This is a genomic window from Chryseobacterium sp. c4a (assembly GCF_009900745.1).
Classification (GTDB): domain Bacteria; phylum Bacteroidota; class Bacteroidia; order Flavobacteriales; family Weeksellaceae; genus Chryseobacterium.
Genome location: NZ_WXVU01000008.1, coordinates 198,615 through 210,711 on the forward strand (window position 1 = coordinate 198,615; position 12,097 = coordinate 210,711).

Annotated in this window: 12 protein-coding genes; 4 read left to right on the plus strand and 8 right to left on the minus strand. The window is 35.2% G+C overall.

Going from position 1 to position 12,097, the window contains the following annotated elements; genetic code table 11:
- Positions 1-274 precede the first annotated feature (274 nt).
- The 3 genes from GTR01_RS12800 to GTR01_RS12810 all read right to left on the minus strand — a co-directional run bounded on the left by GTR01_RS12800 (position 275) and on the right by GTR01_RS12810 (position 3,714).
- Positions 275-2,041, minus strand: coding sequence for an FISUMP domain-containing protein (locus tag GTR01_RS12800; RefSeq protein WP_160138226.1), 1,767 nt, complete (start codon positions 2,039-2,041; stop codon positions 275-277).
- Between the two features lie 281 nt (positions 2,042-2,322).
- A complete protein-coding gene (locus tag GTR01_RS12805) occupies positions 2,323-2,889 on the minus strand; it encodes a hypothetical protein (protein ID WP_160138227.1) in 567 nt (188 codons plus the stop codon).
- Between the two features lie 192 nt (positions 2,890-3,081).
- Entirely contained in the window at positions 3,082-3,714 is a 633-nt protein-coding gene (locus tag GTR01_RS12810) for a 4'-phosphopantetheinyl transferase family protein (RefSeq protein WP_160138228.1), read from the minus strand.
- A gap of 256 nt (positions 3,715-3,970) precedes the next feature.
- Between GTR01_RS12810 and GTR01_RS12815 the strand changes: the two genes are divergently transcribed.
- Positions 3,971-4,474, plus strand: coding sequence for a superoxide dismutase family protein (locus GTR01_RS12815; RefSeq protein ID WP_160138229.1), 504 nt, complete (start codon positions 3,971-3,973; stop codon positions 4,472-4,474).
- Positions 4,475-4,528: 54 nt separating this feature from the next.
- On the opposite strand, the gene GTR01_RS12820 is transcribed toward GTR01_RS12815, so the two are convergent.
- Positions 4,529-6,658: a carboxy terminal-processing peptidase gene (locus tag GTR01_RS12820; protein WP_160138230.1), complete on the minus strand. Its 2,130-nt coding sequence runs from the start codon at positions 6,656-6,658 to the stop codon at positions 4,529-4,531.
- Between the two features lie 335 nt (positions 6,659-6,993).
- On the opposite strand from GTR01_RS12820, the gene GTR01_RS12825 reads away from it, so the two are divergent.
- Both GTR01_RS12825 and surE read left to right on the plus strand, forming a co-directional pair.
- A complete protein-coding gene (locus GTR01_RS12825; RefSeq protein WP_160138231.1) occupies positions 6,994-7,164 on the plus strand; it encodes a lmo0937 family membrane protein in 171 nt (56 codons plus the stop codon).
- A 302-nt stretch (positions 7,165-7,466) separates the two neighbouring features.
- A complete protein-coding gene (gene surE, locus GTR01_RS12830; protein ID WP_160138232.1) occupies positions 7,467-8,255 on the plus strand; it encodes a 5'/3'-nucleotidase SurE in 789 nt (262 codons plus the stop codon).
- A gap of 72 nt (positions 8,256-8,327) precedes the next feature.
- On the opposite strand, the gene GTR01_RS12835 is transcribed toward surE, so the two are convergent.
- Genes GTR01_RS12835 through GTR01_RS12845 form a run of 3 tightly spaced genes read right to left on the minus strand, consistent with a single transcriptional unit; the run spans position 8,328 to position 10,725 of the window.
- The gene (locus GTR01_RS12835) at positions 8,328-9,731 is read right to left on the minus strand and encodes a radical SAM protein (protein ID WP_160138233.1); all 1,404 of its coding nucleotides are present in this window, start codon (positions 9,729-9,731) and stop codon (positions 8,328-8,330) included.
- Between the two features lie 17 nt (positions 9,732-9,748).
- Positions 9,749-9,976 (minus strand): hypothetical protein, encoded by a 228-nt coding sequence (locus GTR01_RS12840; protein ID WP_160138234.1) that lies wholly within the window; start codon positions 9,974-9,976, stop codon positions 9,749-9,751.
- Positions 9,973-10,725 (minus strand): prolipoprotein diacylglyceryl transferase, encoded by a 753-nt coding sequence (locus GTR01_RS12845; protein WP_160138235.1) that lies wholly within the window; start codon positions 10,723-10,725, stop codon positions 9,973-9,975. Before GTR01_RS12845 ends, GTR01_RS12840 begins: the two co-directional genes overlap by 4 nt.
- 61 nt (positions 10,726-10,786) lie before the next feature.
- Between GTR01_RS12845 and GTR01_RS12850 the strand changes: the two genes are divergently transcribed.
- On the plus strand, positions 10,787-11,824 hold the full coding sequence (locus GTR01_RS12850; RefSeq protein ID WP_160138236.1) for a GMP reductase: 1,038 nt from the start codon (positions 10,787-10,789) through the stop codon (positions 11,822-11,824).
- A 55-nt stretch (positions 11,825-11,879) separates the two neighbouring features.
- Here GTR01_RS12850 and GTR01_RS12855 read toward each other — a convergent pair.
- The coding region (locus tag GTR01_RS12855) for an integrase core domain-containing protein (RefSeq protein WP_160136654.1) at positions 11,880-12,097 on the minus strand (218 nt) is incomplete at its 5' end.

The window sequence follows — 12,097 nt, forward strand, 5'->3', positions numbered from 1 at the left end:
CGATCTATTCTTTCATGAATAGGATCAAAAAAAAATATTGAATTGATAAGAGCAGAATAATTGCAATAGGTTTAAAGGTATTCTCTTGTTTAGTAAAAGAATATTATGTTTTATTTAAGTAGATGTGTAATTTTATCAGAGTTTTCATCATACGATTTATATGAAGTAAGCTGATCTATAGAAACGATTTTTTATAATAGTACGTCAATAATTACCTGATAGCCACCAACAAAATGTTGGCAGCCATCAAATAATCATTTATTTCAATTTTCACTTATTCTTTGATACAACGAACTGAACTTCCTTGTGCTGTTCCTGAACTTGAAACACCATGCGTTCCAAATTGTGAAACCTGGAAGATATAAGCTGAAGGGCTTGAGCCGCCTGCTTCACCACTCCAGTAGAATCCACTGCTTCCTGCATATGATGATGATATCGTTCCAAATGATGAATCTCGATTTCCTGCAGCAGGGATTGCTAATTTACTTGCAGCAGCAGCATTAATTCCACTACCCATTTTAGCCGCTAATAAATAGTTATCGAGTTGAGATCTATTAGGAACCGTAAATCCTTTAGGACATGGGTTGTTTGGTTTAGCACTGTTTTGCCATAAAGTTGGGTCATTATTGACTCTCCATCCGCCTCCTGTTCCAATAAACCTTGTATCCGTTGGATTATCATTAGCAGTAGAAGTTACAGCAGGGTAAACTGGGGTTCCACTTGAAGGACCAGTCCATCTAACCAATTCATGTCCATCTGGTCTTCTTCCCCATTGGAATAATGATCCATATGCTCTATAATCCTGTGCAGATGTTGCCTGCTGGGCAATGCTAAAATTAGGACTGTCTGTATTTGTGTAATCAGCTCCAAGGTTATTATTCAACCATGTGTAACCATCTTCTGCCTGAACTGGTAAATAAAGGAAATTATGGTTAAGAGCTCCTGCATTGTCTGTTTGTCCAAACCTTCTATCCGGAATACCTGGTAATATACGAACATCATAATTTTTAGATGTTCCGGAGTTATTGGATGGGAATTGGAATCTTGCCATTAATACTCCAAGATAATCATTTCCTATTCCGGCATTAATATCCAATTTTCGGGCATTCAAAGTACCTCCTATCGCCGTAAGTTTTGCTTTGATGGATCTGGTATTAGAGTCATATGATTGTGCTGGCCACGAAAGCATAAGCTGTCTGGAAATTCCGTCTTCTGTAAGGTTAGCAGGTACTGTTGTTATTGAACTCCATCCAGTAAGGGAACCACTTCCTGTAGTGGTAACAGGAATAAAGATATCCAATCCTGATGTAGGAATGAAACCTTGATAATCTGCTAGTTTATCCGGAACACCGTCTGCAGCTACAGGTCTGGCAGTTGTTGCTGGCCCAGTAGGCTCTGTATAAGGAGCATAATCATTATCATACACTGAGCCTATAAAATATATTCCTTCATTGATGGTAATATTAGGCGGAACCACAGGAGTACCATTATTTACCTGAAGAGTAATTGCAGGACAAGTACTTCCATTGATCGTAATGTTAAACACAGCAGAGCTGGCAGTAACCGGAGTACCCGCGACATTAAGCATTAAGTTCCCATTTCCCGTCGCAAAAGTACCGGCATTCAATGTAGCCGTTAACCCATTAGACTGAAAAGTCTGTGCAGCATAAGCACTTCCGTTACCTCCTGTATAAGGGATTGTTAAAGTCCCATTGTATGGTATATTTTGGGTGGCAAAGGTAGGATTAAATACTGCAGAAGCACATACTAAAGCAAATGGGCTTTCTTTCCAAAAACATTGTGACCAGGCTCCTCCTTGAAAAGCCTTCACGCATTGCTCTGCTTTATCATAGATCAGCATACCGTTTACAGGATTATTGATCACTCCTGTATTATTGATTCTGTTCAGTAATAAAGCTTTGTTATCAGATCCCAATTCTAAATCTGCACTTAGATGAGGTTGAGCCTTATTAATCCCAACCTGTGCAAGGGAAAAAGAGCATAAACTAATGCAAATAGGTAATAATAACTTTTTTTTCATGTTGAATTTTTCTTGTCGTTTAATAAAATTTGTCTTTTTAATATCCTTCTATGAGGCGCGATGAAATAAAGAATAGCAAATTCCCGTAAACAGATTCTGTAAATACCATATAGATACAAAATAGATGGGTAAACTCTGGTTTTACTCAGGATAATAATTGTTTTTCGATCGCTTTCAAATTTGATCAAAAACAATTATAATTACTCCTCAAGAAATTCGCAGAAATTACTTAGAATATATTGCAATGGTTCGGAACTGATCACCGGAAAATACCTATTGCTTTATTTTGAAGCAACAGAGCAGGTATTTCCTGCCACATTTACATTAAATGTGATACTTCCTGTTCGATCAGGAGTTCCTGTAATAGAATACTGTAAATTTCCGCTGCCTGTAGCAAATTGTCCGGCAGGTAAAGTAGCAGTTAATCCATTAGCTCGTATGGATGCAGCATCATAAACACCTCCATTTCCTCCTGTATAGGGAATTATCAGCACACCTTTATAAACCTGCCCGGCTATAGGACTGGGAGATACAGTAGCTGAATTACATGATAAGGAAACGGGATTCATCAATGCTTTTTTTCCAACCAGTCCTTTTCCAAGACATTTAGACCATTTATCTGCCTGAAATGCTTTTACACATTCTTCAGATATATCATAGATCATCATCCCGTTCGTTGGTGTTGTGATAACACCAGTATTAAGAACTCTGTTTAAAAGAAGTGTCTTGTTGTCGGAGCCTAGTTCAAGATCCGAGCTAAGATTCGGATTCTTTTCTTTGATACCTACCTGTGCAAAGGAAAGCACACTGATAGTAGAGGTAATCAGTAATAATACATTTTTCTTCATTTGTAAAAAGTCTTAGTGTTTAAAATAATTTTTTCTCCCAGTAAAGATATATTTTAAAAATGAATTTTCAAAAAAAAACCAATAAAAATTAAAATTTTTATCACCAAACTATGATTTTATATCTAAATTTAAACTATTGAAATTCACTTAAATAAAGGATTTTGTAAAGTATAAAACACAATTAACTCAAATTTAAAAAGGCAAAAAATGTGGTACCACGTTTCCAAGGATTTTATCACCTGACGCTATGCAACTCTGATAATTTTCATCAATAAAAATATCCTTTGTAAAGAATTTTTTACTCTCAATTTTACACTCACTATTTACAATTTCAAAAGAATCCAGAGGAATCATCATTCCTCCACCATGCGCTTTCATTACTGATTCTTTTTGTGTCCAGTAGGAAAAAAATGCCCTTATTTGATCTTCAGACCGGTTAATTTTATCAAATTCTTGCTCTGTCATCTGAAACTGAAAGTCCAGATAATTGATTTTAGGATCCATAAATTCAACATCAATTCCTATAGGAAATTCTGCAATAGCACAAACGACAAGTTCTTTGGAATGAGAAATATTGAAATGAAGAGGATGTCCTTTTAAATAAGGTTTATGATCCGGAGATCGTTCTATACATACTTCATCAATATGATAATGGGATTTTAGTCCCTCTTGCAAAAGCACCCTTCCCAAGAGAGAAAGCTGAGCATCCTGCCATCTCCTGTATTTTAGAATATCTTGCTGAAAATCTTCCGGAAAAGATTTTAAATATCTGTCTAAAATATACTGATGCTTTTCTTCACTGATAAATGTAAATAGAATAATCATTACTGATGTTCTTCAATTGTGTTGTATTACTATTAAAATGTGATGTGACATTCACCTACCAAAAGATAAAAATAAACAATTTTAATGGTCTTTTGTGTTCAAATTATTTAGATATTGAACCTACACATTCTGAGGTGAAACGGATCAAATTATAACGAGCCGTAAGACATCTGTTCAGAAAAAAGACTGAAATCATAAAGCGTTTTGGAAAATCTTTTTTAATTTTAACATAAATATCACTATAAATCATTTAAAAATGAAAGTACAAACACTAGCATTATTGGCAGGATGTGCATTTTTGGCTGCTTCATGTGGAACGACAAAAACGTACGCTGTAAATGCCAAAAGCGGAACTCAAACAGGTGGAACGGCAAAGTTTACTCAACAGGGAAATGAGGTAATCATGAAACTGAACGTAACAAACCTTACTCCTGGAATCCATGCAGTACACATTCATGAAAAAGGAGACTGCTCTGCAGCAGACGGAACTTCTACAGGCGGACATTGGAACCCATCCAAGAACGATCACGGAAAATGGGGTGCTGAGCATTTCCACATGGGAGATATTGGAAATTTGGTAGCCGATCAGAACGGAACGGCAGTATTAACTTTCAAGACTGATAAATGGTGTCTTGGTTGTACAGATGAATCTAAAAACATCATCGGAAAAGGTCTTATTGTACATGCAGCAGCAGACGATTTCCATACTCAGCCTACAGGGAATGCTGGAGGAAGAGTGGGATGTGTAGAAATTAAGTAATCATTCATTGACTCAATAAAAAACCGATAATTTTCATTATCGGTTTTTTTATGTTTATGATTTTATGCCCATTTCTGATACAATATTCATTGCTTCCTGCAGGTAAAGATCTTTTTTCAGATTCTTGATCCACATTTCAGATTTCTTTTTGAAGGCTTCATCTTTTTTCTCTCTTTCAATCTCACTTGGATACATCATGAACTGCAATCCGTTCTCAAATTTAGTCAGTACTTTGAATTTTTCAATCTGAGATTTTCTATGCTTCATCACTTCGTTGAATTTATCAATATTCAAAGTAATATTCTCCTCTTTATCCAGTTTTTCTCTCCATTGAGCGGATTCTAACAGAAGCTGATAGTTTTTGTTTTTAGCCATTCTGTCTGCACTTGCTTTTTCAAGAGCCTGAATATTAAAGTAGTTCAGTTTTTCAAATTTTGTAGCCGGAATTTTATCCCAAGCTAAAGCAAAATCATCATAACGCTCTCCTACTTCAGCATAAGTAAAGAAGTCTTTCATCTGAATATCAGAAACAATTCCTTTTCTCTGCGTAGATTCTCCGGTAATTCTATAGAACTTCTGAATCGTTAGTTTTAAAGATCCGAAGTCATCTTCAGTATTCAAGAATCTGTTCAGATCAACAAAAGTCTGAACGGTTCCTTTTCCAAAAGACTGTGGAGATCCTATAATCATTGCTCTTCCATAATCCTGCATTACACCTGCAAGAATTTCCGAAGCTGAAGCCGAAAGTTCATTCTGCATGATAACAAGTGGCCCTGTCCAGATTGGAGCTTCATATTTGTTCTTTAAGGTCTGGATTTTTCCATTTCCGTCTTTTACCTGTACATAAGGCCCGGCATCCATGAAAAGTCCCATAATATCCCCTACTTCCGTTAATGATCCTCCTCCGTTATTTCTAAGATCAAGAACAATTCCTTCAATATTCTGAGCTTTAAGTTTAACAATCTCATTTTTGATGTCATCAGAAGCATTTCTTCCTTTTGAATTTTCAAAATCAGCGTTAAAGCTTGGAAGGTTGATAAATCCGTATTTTTTACCATTCGGAGCATTCACTACAATACTTCTTGCAAAAGTGTCTTCAATAGCTACCTCTTCACGGATCATCGTTACATCCTTAATAGTACCATCTTTTTTCTGAACGGTTAAAGTAACTGGAGTTCCTTTTTCACCTCTGATTAACCTTACGGCTTCATCGGAAAGCATTCCTACTACATTTACAGCGTCATCTTTTGGTTTTGACTTTACTTTCAGGATTTTATCTCCTTCAGAAAGCTGCTTAGATTTCCATGCCGGAGCACCAATGGTAAGAGCCCCCAGGTAAAGGTTTCCTTTTTTCTCCTGGATCAATGCTCCAATACCAATTACTTTTCCTGTAAACTGAGTATCAAAATCTTCTTTATCTTTTGGAGAATAGTAGTTGGTATGTGGATCGAAGACTTCAGTATATGCATTCATATACACCGTAAACCAATCCATTTTCTTTCTCTTTTTGAATCTTGTAAAGGTATCTTTTACAAGATCTTTTACTTCATCGGTTGCTTTTTTGATCTTCTCATCCTGAGTAAGAACTTTAAGCTTAATGGTATCTTTTAATTTGTACTTCTGAATAGAATCTTTTTTCTCTTTTTGAGCTTCTTCTTTACTGTTCATAGATTCAACTTCCTGAAGGATGTTGTATTTGATGAACTTTTTCCATTCGTTATACTGTTCCTGCTTATTAGCGGGTACTTTTTTTAGCTTTGGCTCCAGGGTAAGGGTTTCATCTTCCTGAAGGTTGATAGGCTTACTGAAAATGTCCTGTGTAATCTTATCGATCTCATCTACTCTTTGGTAAAGTCTGTCGATAGTAAGCTTATAGAAGGTAAGATCACCTTGGTTGATATAATCATCAAGCTTTGTTTCATGCTTGCTGAATTCATCCATATCAGACTGCAGGAAATATCTTTTTGCAGGATCTACCAACTCGAAATAGTGTTTATAAACATCTTTTGAATAAGCATCATTAATAGGCTTCGGGCTATAATGCAGATAAGAAAGAGTGTTTTTTACGCTCACCATTATCGTCTGCATCTTTTCATCATCGTTCTTCGGCGAGTTGAAGCAAAACATTAGACTGGTTAATGGAATTAGTAGTAAAAATTTATTCAGTTTGAAATTTTTCCACATAAACTGTCTTTATTTATTAATTTTTAGAAAAATAAGTATTGTAATAAGTAGCAATAATTTGCGATCTGTTACAAAAGATCAAATTTAACACCTTATTTACAAATATCGTACAGTTTTAAGGATTTTTATTAAAAGTGATTAGAGCTGTTATTTATTTAGACCTTTTGTGATCATTAAATATAAAGTATATAAGCAATTTTCTATTTATTTTTCAATATACTATTTACTGAAAGGTTTCATAAAAACTCATAAATAAGTACCACAAAAGTTATTTTCAACATATAAAGGCATAAAATATGTTGATAATTAAGCATATAACTTTAAAATGTAATGTCATGAGAAGTTTATTATGGTTAATCGCAGTCATTTGTATCGTTGTATGGCTATTAGGAATATTGGGAATCGTCCCAGGAATCAGTACAGGTTATTTAATTCATGTTTTATTGGTTATTGCCATTATTGTTGTTCTTTATAATATTATTACAGGAAGAAAACCTTTGGAATAATACAAACAACCCTTGATATTATACCTTCTAATTTCAATGAATCATCTTCTTTGAGAGATAACAATTGTGTGCTAAAATTCAATGGTTATTAAACCCTTGGAAAGCTTTTCTTGTCAAGCATCCGGCTTATTTTTCGTATTAAGATACAGGTTGTTTAGTATTGAAATGAAATCAATGAATAATAAATCTGTTGTTTTATTGCGTCTTATTTTTAACTACATTTGATGTGTTGAAAAATTCTTTTTGTTCCATTCTCAAATGAACAAATTGTACTGTATTTGTATAAAAAATTAAGATAATATATGGAAAGACCGCTTATTCTGGTTACTAATGATGATGGAATTACAGCTCCCGGTATCAGAAATTTGATCAGTTTTATGAACGAAATTGGAGAAGTAATTGTAGTAGCCCCTAACTCTCCTCAAAGTGGTAAAGGACACGCTATCACTATTAATTCTACACTAAGCTACGAAGAAGTTACCCTTGATGGCCCGCAAACAGACTATTCTTGTAGTGGAACTCCTGTAGACTGTGTAAAAATGGCTCTTGATAAAATTTTGAAAAGAAGACCCGATATTGTAGTTTCCGGGATTAATCATGGAGCGAACTCGTCTATTAATGTAATTTATTCAGGGACAATGTCTGCTGCTGTAGAAGCTGGAGTGGAAGGAATTCCTGCAATTGGTTTCTCATTACTGGATTTCAGTTGGGAGGCAGATTTTACCCAAGCGAAAGAGTATATCCAAAACATTGTAAGAAGAACTCTTGAAAACCCAATGCCTAAAGGAATTGTTTTAAATGTAAACATTCCAAAACTTCCTGCATCTGAAATAAAAGGCGTGAAAGTTTGTAAACAAGCTAATGCTAAATGGGAAGAAAGTTTTGACGAAAGAGTAAATCCACATGGCAAAAAGTATTATTGGTTAACAGGTTACTTTAATAATATGGATGATTCTGAAGATGCTGATGAAACAGCTTTAGCTAATGGATATATTTCTATTGTCCCTGTGAAGTTTGACCTTACTGCGTATGAGTATATGAAAACATTAGAAGAAGTAATGGTTTTTGACACCGTAAAGGAAGCCAAATAATACTATTATTGAGATATCGAAAAAGCGTGAAATCAAACTTCACGCTTTTTGTTTTTTTAATCAGCAGATTTTTTAAAATAATACCTTATCCTCTTTTCTTAGCTCTTCCAGATAGTTTTTCTTATCATCACGGTAGAAAAGATTCATGGTTTCAAATGGAATTAATTTCAAATCCTTATTGACGATATGAACACAGGATTTTTTTACAGCTCTTACATCAAAATCATGGGCATCCATAAAATTCATAATGATAATTCTAAACAGATTATCATAATCCAGATTCGGAGCACTCACTTCCGGAAGGCAGCAAAGTAACTGATTAACTTTAGGTTGTACTTTATCCACGGAAATTCCTGTACTGAAAATATCCAGCAACTGCATGTGAAGACCTGTATCCTGTTCGTAAACAATGGTATTTTTGGATTCGTTATTCAAAAGATCGGCAGGATTAATATATCGGGTTAGAGGAATAATTTCTTCCTGAAGTTTTAAAATATATCCCATTGCCAAAGCATCCGGGTTACATGGAACTGGAATAATATCATCAGAATTTAAAAGAGGAAACTGATTCAGGATTTCCTGTCTTACTTCCGTTAAGGTGATTTTCTCATGAGCAGAATCGTCTCTGTTTCTTCCCGCAATTTCTACGGGCTGGAAGGTAATTCCTCTCACACATTTCTGTTTCAGAGCAAATTCAATGATTTTTCCGATCTCATCAATGTTTTTATCTTTTTGAAGGACAATTACTAAAGTTGTGGAAAGATTAAGTTCGTTCAGTTTTTCCAAAGCTTTCATCCTGACAGCTGTAAGATCTTTACCTCTGAAATCTTCCAGCACTTCCGGTTTAAAGGAATCAAACTGGAGATAAACTTCAAACTCAGGGGCATAGGTAGCTAATTTTTCTGCAAATCCAGGATCATTGGCAATTCTTATCCCATTGGTATTCAACATCAAATGCTTAATAGGTTTTGACTTTGCAATATCCATAATTTTAAAAAATTCGGGATGAATGGTAGGCTCACCACCACTGATCTGAACCACATCCGGCTCGCCTTCATTTTTAACAATTACATCAAACATAGCCTCAATTTCCTCCAGACTTCTATGGTTTCCGTAATGTGGAGAAGACATCGCATAGCATGTAGGGCAAGTCAGATTACATCGATCTGTTACTTCAACAATGGAAAGACAGCTATGTTGTTCATGATCTACACAAAGACCACAGTCGTAGGGACATCCATATTCTACATCTGTTCCGAAATGGAGGGGCATTTCCGAAGCTTTGTTATAGTTTCTTATGTTTTTATAGTAATGAACATCCGAAGCTATTTTCGTTTTAAAAAAGCCATGATCAGGACATCTTTTGGTCATGAAAACGGCCTCATCCTCTATAATAATTTTCGCTCCTACCCTTTTCAGGCACTCAGGGCAAAGACTGATTGTATAATCGTAATAAGTATAGTTTCTTACTGGCATAGTTAATTTTTAAATGTTTATCCACAGATATATCCGCTGATTAAACCGCAGACCAACAGACAAATAACAAAAGTCTGTATAAATTGTTTTCTGCTGAATTTTCTGTTATCCTTACTTTCATAGATGAGCTTCACAATAAAAGTAACAATAATGGAAAAAAACAAAGCGCCTATAATGATCATTCCAACAATCATAACTACCAGACCCGTAAGATCGCCAACTTCTAAAAGAGTTAATGATTTCATCTTGAATATTTTAAAGTGATTTTGGTATTTTTAATAGTATAAATGTAGTAAATAATTACACAAATACATACAAGTTGAATTGTCCCTAAATTTCCTGCAATTTCAACCCTTGGTTTAATGAAGTCTAAAAAGAATCTGAATATAAAATAACTCAGCATAAAGATCTGAAAGAGAAATCCTGAAGGATAATTTTTCTGTTTCTGAATATATTTCAAAACAACCCAAAGTCCTATCAAAAACCCAATTTCATATAAGGCAACAGGGTGTCTGAGATATTGATCTCCCAAATGCATTCCAAAAACAGAATCTGTAGGAATGCCATAGGTTTCCTCATAAATTCCTGTAAGAAAGCACCCGACTCTTCCAATAATTATGGCCAGCATTAAAGGGAAAACAATCAGATCTCCTGTACTTTCCTTGTGTCCCACTACTTTTTTAGCGAGTTCTACCCCCAATAATCCAAAAGCCAATCCTCCTACAATCGTATTACTCGACCAGAATTTCTGAAAGCTAAAGTTTTCAAACATAGTATGAGGATTCTCCAGGTTTCCAATGAGCTTGGAGCCCAATAATGCTCCGGCTGTGGCTCCAATTAAAACGGCAGCAGAAATATTAAAAGATAATTTTTCCGAAGATTTTCTTTTAAGATAAAAATAATACCGCATACCCAGGAACATTCCAACCGCCTCAAAAAGGGGATGTGCAAGAATTGTTTGACCGAAAATATGAAATGTTACAGGAAAATCCATGGTTCCAAAAATAATCTATTTCAGATTATTTACTACCTTTATTCTGACAAATAATTACAAAATGCGTATAGAATATGACATAAAATTAGGGTTTAAGGATGTAATGTTCCGCCCTAAGCGTTCTACCTTAAAATCCCGATCAGAAGTAGATTTGGAGAGGGAGTTTATCTTTAAACATACTAAAAAAAAATGGAGTGGCGTTCCTGTTATCGCAGCTAATATGGATACCGTGGGAACTTTTGAAATGGCTGTAGAACTGGCTAAAGAAAAGATTATCACGGCCATTCATAAACATTACACTCCTGAGGAATGGGATGAATTTTTACAAAGCCAGCCCGAAAGTATTCATCAGTATATCGCTTTAAGTACAGGCACAGGAAAGGCAGATGAAGAAAAAATCAGACTGATCCTCGAAAAGCATCCAAAAATTGAGTTTCTCTGTATAGATGTTGCCAATGGATATTCAGAGCATTTCGTTGAATTTGTGAAGACAGCAAGGGCTAATTTCCCTGATAAAATCATCATTGCTGGAAATGTAGTAACTGGAGAAATGGTAGAAGAGCTTCTTTTGGTAGGAGCAGATATCATTAAAGTTGGAATTGGGCCTGGTTCAGTATGTACCACCCGTGTAAAAACAGGAGTGGGTTACCCACAATTATCGGCTATTATTGAATGTTCTGATGCTGCTCATGGTTTGGGAGGTCATATTATTGCAGATGGAGGCTGTAAAGTTCCGGGAGATGTTGCCAAAGCATTTGGTGGCGGTGCCGATTTTGTAATGCTGGGTGGAATGTTTGCCGGCCACGATGAAAGTGGAGGTGAAATGATTGAAGAAAATGGCAAAAAATACCGTTTATTCTACGGTATGAGTTCAAAAACAGCTATGGATAAGCATTCCGGAGGAGTTGCTGAATACCGCGCTTCAGAAGGTAAAACGGTAAAAGTAGCGTATAAAGGCCCGGTTGCAGAAACTGTGAAAGATATTTTAGGAGGAGTACGTTCTACCTGTACTTATGTAGGAGCCTCTAAGCTTAAAGAACTTTCTAAAAGAACTACATTTATTCGAGTTCAGGAACAGGAAAATCAGGTTTTTAACTAATAATTTCTCTTCTGCAGGAAAGAAGATGAGTCGTCCTAAAATAGGTTGACATAAATTAAACAATATTTAATCCGGAGAGATATTTTATTTCTTCGGATTTTTTATGCACTTTATCTGGCGTTTCCATATTAAGACTTAAATGTGGTCTTTTAGTATTATAAAGATAAATACTTTCTTTTACTAATAAGTTTAGATCTTGAATATTCTTTGTTTTAGAAAAAAGGAATTCTTGTTTCAATATTCCATTAACCCTTTCTGCTAGCGCATTTTGAT

Excerpts from the sequence above, each read along its gene's own strand:
- GTR01_RS12820 (WP_160138230.1), bottom strand. The coding sequence starts at position 6,658 with ATGTGGAAAAATTTCAAACTGAATAAATTTTTACTACTAATTCCATTA.
- GTR01_RS12850 (WP_160138236.1), top strand. The coding sequence starts at position 10,787 with ATGCGTATAGAATATGACATAAAATTAGGGTTTAAGGATGTAATGTTC.
- GTR01_RS12800 (WP_160138226.1), bottom strand. The coding sequence starts at position 2,041 with ATGAAAAAAAAGTTATTATTACCTATTTGCATTAGTTTATGCTCTTTT.
- GTR01_RS12835 (WP_160138233.1), bottom strand. The coding sequence starts at position 9,731 with ATGCCAGTAAGAAACTATACTTATTACGATTATACAATCAGTCTTTGC.
- GTR01_RS12845 (WP_160138235.1), bottom strand. The coding sequence starts at position 10,725 with ATGGATTTTCCTGTAACATTTCATATTTTCGGTCAAACAATTCTTGCA.
- surE (WP_160138232.1), top strand. The coding sequence starts at position 7,467 with ATGGAAAGACCGCTTATTCTGGTTACTAATGATGATGGAATTACAGCT.
- GTR01_RS12805 (WP_160138227.1), bottom strand. The coding sequence starts at position 2,889 with ATGAAGAAAAATGTATTATTACTGATTACCTCTACTATCAGTGTGCTT.
- GTR01_RS12825 (WP_160138231.1), top strand. The coding sequence starts at position 6,994 with ATGAGAAGTTTATTATGGTTAATCGCAGTCATTTGTATCGTTGTATGG.
- GTR01_RS12815 (WP_160138229.1), top strand. The coding sequence starts at position 3,971 with ATGAAAGTACAAACACTAGCATTATTGGCAGGATGTGCATTTTTGGCT.
- GTR01_RS12810 (WP_160138228.1), bottom strand. The coding sequence starts at position 3,714 with ATGATTATTCTATTTACATTTATCAGTGAAGAAAAGCATCAGTATATT.
- GTR01_RS12840 (WP_160138234.1), bottom strand. The coding sequence starts at position 9,976 with ATGAAATCATTAACTCTTTTAGAAGTTGGCGATCTTACGGGTCTGGTA.